This window comes from Leptolyngbya sp. FACHB-711 (assembly GCF_014695615.1).
Classification (GTDB): domain Bacteria; phylum Cyanobacteriota; class Cyanobacteriia; order Elainellales; family Elainellaceae; genus Leptolyngbya_A.
The window spans coordinates 1-9105 of record NZ_JACJOR010000286.1 but is presented as its reverse complement, the minus strand read 5'-3'; the positions used below and the strand labels follow the sequence as shown (position 1 = coordinate 9105).

General features: G+C 49.0%; 13 protein-coding genes. 6 read left to right on the top strand and 7 right to left on the bottom strand.

What is annotated here, in order from left to right:
- Positions 1 to 194: 194 nt before the first annotated feature.
- The gene (locus H6F80_RS11260) at positions 195 to 398 is read right to left on the bottom strand and encodes a hypothetical protein (RefSeq protein WP_190791644.1); all 204 of its coding nucleotides are present in this window, start codon (positions 396 to 398) and stop codon (positions 195 to 197) included.
- Positions 399 to 599: 201 nt separating this feature from the next.
- Between H6F80_RS11260 and H6F80_RS11255 the strand changes: the two genes are divergently transcribed.
- Together H6F80_RS11255 and H6F80_RS11250 are read left to right on the top strand one after the other, a co-directional pair.
- On the top strand, positions 600 to 1004 hold the full coding sequence (locus H6F80_RS11255; RefSeq protein WP_199296509.1) for a ribosomal maturation YjgA family protein: 405 nt from the start codon (positions 600 to 602) through the stop codon (positions 1002 to 1004).
- A gap of 13 nt (positions 1005 to 1017) precedes the next feature.
- On the top strand, positions 1018 to 1302 hold the full coding sequence (locus H6F80_RS11250; RefSeq protein WP_190791643.1) for a class I SAM-dependent methyltransferase: 285 nt from the start codon (positions 1018 to 1020) through the stop codon (positions 1300 to 1302).
- Between the two features lie 114 nt (positions 1303 to 1416).
- Here the strand turns inward: H6F80_RS11250 and H6F80_RS11245 are convergent, their stop codons facing one another.
- The 3 genes from H6F80_RS11245 to H6F80_RS11235 all read right to left on the bottom strand — a co-directional run bounded on the left by H6F80_RS11245 (position 1417) and on the right by H6F80_RS11235 (position 3100).
- Positions 1417 to 1716, bottom strand: a complete 300-nt coding sequence (locus H6F80_RS11245) for a GIY-YIG nuclease family protein (RefSeq protein ID WP_518523558.1) — start codon at positions 1714 to 1716, stop codon at positions 1417 to 1419.
- 382 nt (positions 1717 to 2098) lie between these two features.
- Complete coding sequence (locus H6F80_RS11240) at positions 2099 to 2371, bottom strand: DUF2087 domain-containing protein (RefSeq protein ID WP_190791642.1); 273 nt, start codon at positions 2369 to 2371, stop codon at positions 2099 to 2101.
- A gap of 84 nt (positions 2372 to 2455) precedes the next feature.
- Positions 2456 to 3100 carry a hypothetical protein gene (locus H6F80_RS11235; protein WP_190791641.1) on the bottom strand — a complete coding sequence of 215 codons (645 nt, stop codon included), beginning with the start codon at positions 3098 to 3100 and terminating at the stop codon, positions 2456 to 2458.
- Between the two features lie 151 nt (positions 3101 to 3251).
- Between H6F80_RS11235 and H6F80_RS11230 the strand changes: the two genes are divergently transcribed.
- Both H6F80_RS11230 and H6F80_RS11225 read left to right on the top strand, forming a co-directional pair.
- Complete coding sequence (locus H6F80_RS11230) at positions 3252 to 3815, top strand: hypothetical protein (RefSeq protein ID WP_190791640.1); 564 nt, start codon at positions 3252 to 3254, stop codon at positions 3813 to 3815.
- 375 nt (positions 3816 to 4190) lie between these two features.
- Positions 4191 to 5102, top strand: coding sequence for a LysM peptidoglycan-binding domain-containing protein (locus tag H6F80_RS11225; protein ID WP_190791639.1), 912 nt, complete (start codon positions 4191 to 4193; stop codon positions 5100 to 5102).
- A gap of 277 nt (positions 5103 to 5379) precedes the next feature.
- On the opposite strand, the gene H6F80_RS11220 is transcribed toward H6F80_RS11225, so the two are convergent.
- The 3 genes from H6F80_RS11220 to H6F80_RS11210 all read right to left on the bottom strand — a co-directional run bounded on the left by H6F80_RS11220 (position 5380) and on the right by H6F80_RS11210 (position 7079).
- Complete coding sequence (locus tag H6F80_RS11220) at positions 5380 to 5742, bottom strand: hypothetical protein (RefSeq protein ID WP_190791638.1); 363 nt, start codon at positions 5740 to 5742, stop codon at positions 5380 to 5382.
- A 175-nt stretch (positions 5743 to 5917) separates the two neighbouring features.
- Positions 5918 to 6463: a hypothetical protein gene (locus H6F80_RS11215; protein WP_190791637.1), complete on the bottom strand. Its 546-nt coding sequence runs from the start codon at positions 6461 to 6463 to the stop codon at positions 5918 to 5920.
- A gap of 190 nt (positions 6464 to 6653) precedes the next feature.
- Positions 6654 to 7079, bottom strand: coding sequence for a hypothetical protein (locus H6F80_RS11210; protein WP_190791636.1), 426 nt, complete (start codon positions 7077 to 7079; stop codon positions 6654 to 6656).
- A 1089-nt stretch (positions 7080 to 8168) separates the two neighbouring features.
- Here H6F80_RS11210 and H6F80_RS11205 point away from each other — a divergent pair.
- Together H6F80_RS11205 and H6F80_RS11200 are read left to right on the top strand one after the other, a co-directional pair.
- Positions 8169 to 8534, top strand: coding sequence for a hypothetical protein (locus H6F80_RS11205; RefSeq protein ID WP_190791635.1), 366 nt, complete (start codon positions 8169 to 8171; stop codon positions 8532 to 8534).
- Between the two features lie 180 nt (positions 8535 to 8714).
- On the top strand, positions 8715 to 9014 hold the full coding sequence (locus H6F80_RS11200; protein WP_190791634.1) for a GIY-YIG nuclease family protein: 300 nt from the start codon (positions 8715 to 8717) through the stop codon (positions 9012 to 9014).
- Positions 9015 to 9105 lie beyond the last annotated feature (91 nt).

Here is a 9105-nt window from a genome sequence, read left to right as displayed (position 1 = left end):
TTAACCAACACCGAGGTTTGATTCTTCAAATCTACGAATGAACCGTATCCAACCTTAATCAGCAAAAGGGGTAGAGGATTTGTCGCCTGGTTTTCGTCGATCTTTTGCTCTGGATTATTCTTTAACCTCTACAAGTCACAAGAAATCCAGAGCAGACCTGAAACTCAAGGGCATTCTGACTTTTGCCATTTCAGTTAGAGAGGGAATAATCCATGATGCAGGGCGATCGGGATCAGCGTTAAACAAGCAAAGCCAATTACTCCGACAGCTCCCTGCGCGGCACAGCACAGCCCATAGCTAAACAGCTCAACACCAGAAGCAGTCTCAGTTGCGTCAGCATCGATTGCAGTCAACGCAGCGGTAGCAGGCAACTTTTCTATCTCAGTCGTAAAACTCATAGATAAAACTTGATGGATACCTTCTCTAGCATCGACACTAACGCGCCAGTAGTAAAGGCATGAGAAATGAGCATCCGCGATGAATGTCATCACCGATCGCTATAGGCTCCTCATTACCAACCGCTCCAACACAATCGAAATTCCGATGCCGACTCGACCAGCCCGTATTGATATTTAGTAAATCAGATCAGGATGATGACCATGCCAGCAAAAAACCTCCGCTATCGCATCAGGGTAATGGTAGTTGCTAGCATCGTCATCCTGCTCGGACTGCTTTCACGCTCTTCCCTCCTGCCACCGACCTCGTTTTTAGGGCAGTATAGTGGTGACATCTTGTGGGCACTGCTGGTGTACCTGCTTGTGCGCTGGCTCCTGCCTCAGCAATCAATATTGCGATCGGCGATAAGTGCGGGTCTATTTGCACTAGGAATTGAGTTAAGCCAGCTCTATCATGCGCCCTGGATTGACGCGATTCGCCATACCCAGCTTGGAGGTTTGATTCTTGGCTTTGGATTTCTGTGGAGTGATTTGATCTGTTATGCGGTAGGGATTAGCATGGGTGTTTGTTTGGAACGAGTGCTCCTACAAAAACAATTTCAAAAATAAGGGCAACTGGGGTGTGAGTTTGATTGGATGGTATGAGCAAAATGCAGCTTCGGTCATCCCAGCTTACGAAAGCTTGCAAGCTGAGGAAGTTTACCGTTGGCTGTTTGGACTAATACCGGATTGCCTCACAAAGGAGAGTGCTTCGCACCGCCCTAGCTTAGTGTTAGATGTCGGAGCAGGAAGTGGGCGAGATGTAGCCTGGTTATCATCGCTTGGACATGAGGTGGTTGCCGTTGAACCTGCTGCTGCCATGCGCGAAGAAGGGCAACGACTTCATCCAGATGCTACTTATCTGTGAGATAGGGGCGTTTGCGTCGCACTTGATTCGCGTATTGCTGCCCAAACTTATGGCACCATTCCCGAAGGGACTCGTAGGTCTTAAGACAACCCTGATACCTTTTGATCGAGTTGTTTAGGCTCCATGCTCACCGAACCACTCTGGAGCTGCATCACCTGTGGCAATCGCTAACTTTTGCTCACGGGACAATTGCTTTATTCTATATTCCACCTGTAGTGCCTTTCGTTTCGTCTTGAAGCACCAGTACGCCACCAGTTTCACAGGGCGATGTGCTCTGGTATACCGACTTCCCTTACCTGCATTATGAGTTGCGATTCGCCGTTCTATATTTTTTGTATATCCGGTGTAAAGGCAATCATTTGCACAACAGATAATATAAACATAATGTATCTCCAGTAGTTGTATCTCATTCACAAGCAATTTCTTCTGTCTATTGAAGGTTGATTCTGGTCATTTCCCAGATTGTCAATGCGATGCCAAGTTCAAGCGTTGCTGTGAATTCCGGAAGGTAATTCCAGTTTTTGGTCGGCAGTGACGCTAATGATAATGGTTTTAGACATCATTAAGCTCTGATTTAGGGATGATAGCAATGCAACGAGAAGCGCTCACTTGCTCAGTTCCTGCTTTGAGCGGGGTTTGGACTGGCCGGAGAAGTTTTTGTCCAAAGGGACAATTCGTGTAGTGGATGGCTCAGAGAGCCTAGAGCACTTGAGCAAGCCATGACAAAAGCTTTTGAGCTGCGGTGGAGGACAGACGAGTCTGACTCTCTAGCCTACTGCCCAGACCATCGAGAGCATTACTTCAGCCAATACGCAGACCCATCTCGCAGCCGATCTATTAGCCCTCGATCGAAGAGTTCTCGACGGAGCAGGGCTGGGTCGTCAAAGGTATGATGCTGCCTGAGTAAAGCATTGACTTCCTGCTCATTGTACAGAAGGTCGTGCTCAAACTGATTGGCTAAATATTCCAGAGCAAGCTGCTGCAACCGTCCTTTGTTGCGTCTAGAGGGCCATTTCTCTAAGCGTCCCTGCTGATCCAAATAGTGCTTCAGTTCTGTGATGTAGTCCATAATAAGTTTCCATCTCACGTTATCTCACGCTGAAGATGCGGAGTGCCTGGAACTAAGAATTAGTCGGGTTGATTGGTTGATGAACTACCCATTCCCGATGCGCTGCCGCAAGCCTAAACTATAGCGAGTCGATCGAATGTGGGTGACAAAATGAAAGGGGCGCACGGAAGTATTCAGGAAACCTGGAGCACGTAGAAAAATGACATTGCCGGGTGTGGTGTCAAGTTGAACAGCATGGGTGCCTTGACGGTCATCGCAGCAATAAAACTCGGCTTGCCCACCCAGATTCACAAGGGCAATCAGGTTGATCGCCCTCAAACTATCTCGATGCGGCGTAATGCCAAGTTGCCCCGGTTCATACCGTTGCACAACCAGTTCTGTGAATTGCAAAGGGGTACTAAAGGGATAGGCATCAAGCCGATCGCACGCCTGATCGAGCAAGGTCTGAAACGCCTGCTTGAATTCTGGATACAGTCCATTGTCGGGCAGTCGAGTACACGCGCTATATTCTGTTCTGACGACAGCATCGCCCGTTCCTACAGTTTTGATTTCGGGCTCATAGTGAAAGTGCTGTGCCTCCAGTAGGAGGGCTTGCCTTGCTGGTTCAGTAAGGAGGGGAACTGAGACTGCCCCTTCAGTTGCCAGAGCATGGATCAGCGCATGAATATCGAGAGATGGAATAAAGAAGGGAATGCCTCCGAATGCTGTACTTCTAGCATAGCCTCTCATCGTCAGGCTGAGGTCTGGAGCGGGCAGCAGGGTCAGAGCATTGCCTCGATTGGTTCTGGGAAATTGGTTGCTAGAAGGTTAGATTCTTTCCCAGAACCGCAAGCAGGAAAGAGGATCTGTTTTAAGCGTGAGAACAGGGAACCCGATATCAATGCCCCAATCTCTGAATCCGCAAATGCACAGTCTACCAGATCCCCACTACCCGCCTCAGTGTCAGCTCTGCCAGTTCTACACCCGCAATCCGCATCTGCGCTGTACAGTGCATCCAACGGGTTTAGCGTCGGACGAGTGCCTTGATTTTGTGGCGACCGCTCCGCGCAGCCGCCAAAGGCGGATCGCCCCGCAGGGAAAACAGCTTTGCATCGCTCAACCTTCTGAGGCGGAGGAGCAATGGCAGCCAGAAGGTGCAGCTTATTACAACGGGGAACTGGTTTTACAGCCCAGGCAACGCCCGTTAACGGCGCAACTGGACTTGCTAGATTTACAGGAAGATGTCCAAATTGTGGATTGCCGACCTGCCAAAGGCGGCAGCGACAAGTCGATCGGTTCAACGCAACTGGTGCAGGTGCATTGGGACTGCTCAAACTGTGGCTGGATGACTCTGTTTGAGCGATCGGCATCGATTTCAGGTTGTGTTTCAGTCCCGTTGCCGGGATTCAGTAGTTGGCAACCTAGCGGAACTTGCGATCGTCTGGACTCTCCTGGTTGGTTTTAGTTCCGTTGTTGGAGTTCATTGTGCTGCAAGGCGGGTGTAATTCAGTGGTAGAATGTTACCCCAAGTTTCAGTACCGTCGCCAAGCGATTGCTCACTTCCGTTTTCCAACCGCATAGAACAATGACAGGGGCATCCGTCCAGTGCCGCAAACTCAGTTTCTGAGAGAGCCGTGGATTGGTTAATGGACGAGTCAAGCGCCGTTTGTAGCTGAACCGTCAACCAATCGATAGAAACCTGCTCAAGATAAAGAGCGTAAAAAGTCTCCATGAAAACCAATTGAGGAAAGAGGCTGCCTTGGTCTGTTTGCTTAATCTCTGAGTATCTTGAGAATTAGGGCAAGAGGGCAAGTTGTGGCATAAGGGCTGTAGAACGACCATGAAAACGCTGCATAAGGTAGGTCTGGTTTTAGGCGCGTTTACGGTAGTGTTGGGTGGAACCTTCGCGTATTGGCGCACGACTCCAAGCTATGCGCTCTTTGATATTGGGTATCTCAGCAAGGATCTGAAATCGCGTGTAGATATTAAAGAGATATCAACCCAAACTACGGATGCAGTTGTGGCGTATGCCTCAAAAGAGGCGACTGCAACCTTGCAAACCTCTCAAAATGGGTTTGAGCAATTGGGAACGATGATTGGTCTTGGGATGCTGCAACAAATGCGCCCCATTATCGAGCAGCAAATTCGCACGAAATTGGAAGAGTCGATTACCGACCTGGATCAAAGTGCCAAGAAAGGAAGCTTCAAGGTCTTGAGCATCAACCGCATGGGGAATGAAGCCCTCGTATCAGTGCTCAATCCTTCCGGGCAAGTGGTTGAATTTCAGATGACAGGAACCAATGGCTACTGGAGATTCACAGGGCTGAGTGACGCTTCGCTTGCAAAGTTTATTGACTCCCTGAAGCAATCGCCGTCTACCCTATCTGAAACGCCAACCACAACCCCATCCGAAACTCCAGTAACACCTACCCCGCTTGCACAAACTGCGACGCCAGCAACCAATCCTGTAAAAGAGCCAGGTATAACCGCTCCCGCAGCAACTGTTAATTCCTCATCTGTATCAAGATCCCAAGATGTGGCGAGTGCGAATTTCAACGCGGAAGTGTTTGATCCGCCAAGCAACTGTAGAGCGCAGCCAGAAACTGGAAGAGTCGTCAAAGTATTTGCTAAGGGAATCATCAAGGTTAATCCCGATCGCCACCTTCCTGGGGCTGAAGACTGGTACTACGAGACTTACCAGAACTGCTGGATTCATCAGTCCCAGTTTCGCTGGTTGCCCAAGGCTCCTTAACCAGAGCTTAGAGACTTAAGAGACTTAGGTGTTATGGGGCTGTTGACAGCCGCTTCCAGCTCTATGGGCTTGGAAGAGACAATCGTCCCCTGCTATTGCCCCACCACTATTTTAGATCTTGGGAGATTGGAAAGCGAAGCAGCTTATCGATAGCAAATTCTGTTGCTGTTGCTGGACACACTGAACCAGAAAAGTTAGCACTTCCCCCGATTGGCTTGCCGATCGGGCTTTCATTTCTATAATCACTGTGGTGTGGTAGGAAGAAGTCTTGTCTTGGCTATGGATATCTTGCAGGAACGATAATGCAAGTTCCGTACTGGCTCCACAGAGCTTCTGGGTCATACATTGAATGCTCCGGAATTGAGCGTGGAGACCATTCATTCACGGTAATTAGCCCGATCGGAAAGTAATGTTCTGGCAGGTTTTGATACATCCATCCGCCTGAACCACCCCCATTAACGCATGGGACAGAGAGGATCGCTGACTGAGGTGGCGTAATGGTCGCACCATTGGGTGTCGCATTATTGTCGTCTACCACCTGATTGTCGTCATCTGTGACAACTTGCCGAGCTTGAACAGGGAAACCAGCCGTAAAGCCAGCCAGCATGACAGCGATTAGAACACCTTTTATGAAGTACATGAGGGGAACAAGGAGTGCTTGCGAATGCTTAAGTGTTCCCATCTGTAGGAGCAAATCCTGATGGTTTACTGAAGTCTAATGGCAGCTTCAAAGCATCCCTATCTGACAATCGCCCCCTGATCTCTCTTTCGATCGACCTATCCCCGTTTCAAGAATCTCAAGCAAACAGTCCGGATCAACTTTTGCAGCGATCGAACTTCCACATCACGTCGCCCAGTAGCGGAACCGTTTCACCGACCTGATTCCTCTCACGGTAATACTGAGCAGTCCCTAGACCGCTAATGAATAGGTAGGTGGGTGTTGCACTCCGCCGCCAGGACGCCCAGGAAGCAGGGGTAAGGTCAGCATTAAAAAAGTTCACTGTAAAACTGTCTCTTCCCCCTGCTTGAATGAGTGAAACAGTGCCATAACCCTGGGCTTGAGTCAAGGAGAATGTATAGAGAATACTACCGTTTGGATACTTCAACGTCGCGCTTGCAACGTTACCACCGGATAAAGACCGATCTGCGGAACTAAACTCCAGCTCAAACCCTCCATTGCCCACATCTCGATAAATGCTGCTGGTTAGATCGCAGGTTGCTGAACTTGGCTGTGCTGGAGAAGTAGCGAGAGCTACAGCTCCAACTTGCTGCTGCGAAGCCTGCTGTAGTAAAGGGGATTGGCAGGATACAGTAAGGAGAGTAACCGTCGCTGCTAATCCATAGAAAAAACTATATTTCATCGCTGTGACCTGAGAGATTGTGAGTATTTATAGAACGGAGAAAGCCTTTCTCGAATCCTGGCAGAAATTACAAAATTCTGACTGTAAATATTGCGATGTCCTAATGTGTGGGTTAAGCAGCATTGAAACAATAAACAGCTCTCGACCAGAATGTTGGGAGTTTGTGACATTCACATTGCGACGCACTGGATCAAAGGCTATTGAGGATTTGTGCCCTTCCACGAAAGCTGCAAAATGAACGGGTACTAACCATCATTTCAATGGTAAACGTGCCATTTTGCAGTTCAAGAGAAATAGGAGAACCATCATAGGCAGCGAGATTCCAGGGAATCAGCTCCTGCCCCTGAATGGAACTGACTTCACGAATGGTTAAATCCGGCTTAAGCGTAAAAATGTACTTTCCCCGCTCTTCAACAATCAACAGGTCATATCCTTGTGACGTTGGCTGGACGGCTGCAAAAAAGATGGGGTTACTCCGTTCAGAACCATCTGTACTAGAACATTGCACCACCTCTGTGGTCGCGGTCGCGGTTTGTGTAATGGCATTGAAAGTAATGGCTAAGCAGGCGAGTAGACTAATCAGCAGAGACGATGGTTTGAACTTGAACTTCAACATAATGAGTCATTCATAGGGTTATGGTTCTATAAATCGGAGATACGGTACAAGTAGATTGACTTTGACGGGTTGTACTCGCTTTGCCTTAACTTGGTAGATTCCCTCAATCCGCGTAGGTTCCTTAGCAAGCCCCCTGCAATCCCGCCCGATCGCTGCTCCTAAGAAAAGCGATCGCCCTCCTTGCTACCCTGCTGCCCTGACTAGGCAAACTGCGAAGGTAGTGCTTACTCAGTCATCCTGCAATCGATTTTTTGCCCAAGTGAACCTACAATCGCTTCTGATACTCGCTGGCTCCATTGCTGAAGAGCTGCAACTGCTGCGATGGCGTCTCAATATCGTTGCTCCCTCTGTCTTTTTGGCTTTTAGCAGTGCTGGCAGGAGTGGAGCTAAGAAGAGGGTGGGGTAGGGGCGTGGGAGTCTATCAACGTCCACGTTGCTACTCAGGTGTTTCCCAGATTCCCTGCTCTTTCAGCAGTAGCTCTCTCCCTCGGTAAACCTCTAAAGTCCCCTCATGAGTTACAAGGTAGCGATACTGTCCACTATGGAACTGATACCCCACGAAACGACAGGGAGTGATTCCATCCGCACAAATCGTGTGAACTGTAGTTCCGTTTAGACGAATCATCTCACCGAAGTTGAGATTTGTTCCAACGTAAGAAACATCGTCGCAAATAGGACCGTCGTTGGCGCAATTGTGAATTACTGTTACTTGGAAATTCTCAGTTCTTAACCGTTGGGCTTGAGCTTGAGCAGGAAGGCAAGTGGCAGTGGCAGTCAGTATTAGAGCCAGTAGAGCAACTTTTGTAAAATGCATGAAATACAGCAGGGGAATGCTACGGTTGTTTAATTTTCCCCTGCTGCTGAGGAATATCTCGAAGGTTTACTGAAACCTGATAGCAGCTTCAAACAATCTCTATCTGGCGATCGCTCTCAGACGGCAGAATACAGGGGTTTCGACTAACGAACACCCTTTGATGATTTGCGATCGAAGGCAGTAGTCAGAGTCTCAAGCCGAAACACGCTTCCCGTTACCCTGCTGCCTTGCCTGGGCATTCTACAGTAAGGAGTGCCTTGCCCTGGAAGCAATTTATGCGAATTTCTATTTTTCCGATTATCACTGCTCTATTCACGGCTCCCTTTCTAGGGACAGTACCTGTTCAGGCTCAATCGGTTCCTAACCTGCAACAGGGAATGCCTTATGCTCAGGCAAGACAGCTCATTTTGAATGCAGGATGGAGTCCCAGCTACAACGCTCAAGAGTCGAATCCCTTTGGGTTGTCCTCTAAAATCACTTATTTTCGGGGACTGGGTTATACGGAGATTGTGGATTGTGCTGGGACAGGAATGGGCTTATGTCGGTTTGAGTTTTATGGCAATCAGGGGCAAACGCTAGCAGTCAGTGTCGGGCAGGGGACGCAGACGGATGTGGTGTACCAATGGTGGGTGGAAGAGTAGCTTATAGAAGCGCAAGCGATCGCTATCTGTGGTGAACTGCGATCGCTGCCAAAGATATAAGCAAATACCAGCGTGGTAATCCCTGCGATCCGCCACAGGCGGATGGCTTAGATCGATCCGCCACAGGCGGCTGCGCGAAGCGGTCGCTTGCCTTGATGTTCTGTTGCTAGTCTCAGAATCATGACTTCATCTTCCCAGTCTCAACCTGAATGGCAGCAGTGGGCAAACGTTTCGCTCTCTAGCAGGATGAATCTACCAGATGTACCGGGGATTTATGCCGTGATCGATGCGGCTGGAGAAGTTTGGTATGTGGGTAAGGCAAGCAATCTCAGAACTCGTTGGGGTGGACGCTCCCATCATCGCTATGGGCAACTGAGCCGCCAAAATAAAAAGCGGAATTACCAGATCTACTACTGCCCCTATTTGCTGGGGGAATTGGACTTTCAGGAAAAGCACTATATCCCTGTTTCATCACTCTAGAAGGAGTAAAATAGGGACAAGTTTGCTGAAGGCGAGCCAGGGCAATGGTTGCACCCCGTGAAGCAGTCACTACCGTCACGTTCATCGACAA

Coding starts and splice junctions, on each gene's coding strand:
- H6F80_RS11220 (WP_190791638.1), bottom strand. CDS start 5,742: ATGTACTTCATAAAAGGTGTTCTAATCGCTGTCATGCTGGCTGGCTTT.
- H6F80_RS11255 (WP_199296509.1), top strand. CDS start 600: ATGCCAGCAAAAAACCTCCGCTATCGCATCAGGGTAATGGTAGTTGCT.
- H6F80_RS11260 (WP_190791644.1), bottom strand. CDS start 398: ATGAGTTTTACGACTGAGATAGAAAAGTTGCCTGCTACCGCTGCGTTG.
- H6F80_RS11200 (WP_190791634.1), top strand. CDS start 8,715: ATGACTTCATCTTCCCAGTCTCAACCTGAATGGCAGCAGTGGGCAAAC.
- H6F80_RS11215 (WP_190791637.1), bottom strand. CDS start 6,463: ATGAAATATAGTTTTTTCTATGGATTAGCAGCGACGGTTACTCTCCTT.
- H6F80_RS11230 (WP_190791640.1), top strand. CDS start 3,252: ATGCCCCAATCTCTGAATCCGCAAATGCACAGTCTACCAGATCCCCAC.
- H6F80_RS11210 (WP_190791636.1), bottom strand. CDS start 7,079: ATGTTGAAGTTCAAGTTCAAACCATCGTCTCTGCTGATTAGTCTACTC.
- H6F80_RS11225 (WP_190791639.1), top strand. CDS start 4,191: ATGAAAACGCTGCATAAGGTAGGTCTGGTTTTAGGCGCGTTTACGGTA.
- H6F80_RS11235 (WP_190791641.1), bottom strand. CDS start 3,100: ATGAGAGGCTATGCTAGAAGTACAGCATTCGGAGGCATTCCCTTCTTT.
- H6F80_RS11240 (WP_190791642.1), bottom strand. CDS start 2,371: ATGGACTACATCACAGAACTGAAGCACTATTTGGATCAGCAGGGACGC.
- H6F80_RS11205 (WP_190791635.1), top strand. CDS start 8,169: ATGCGAATTTCTATTTTTCCGATTATCACTGCTCTATTCACGGCTCCC.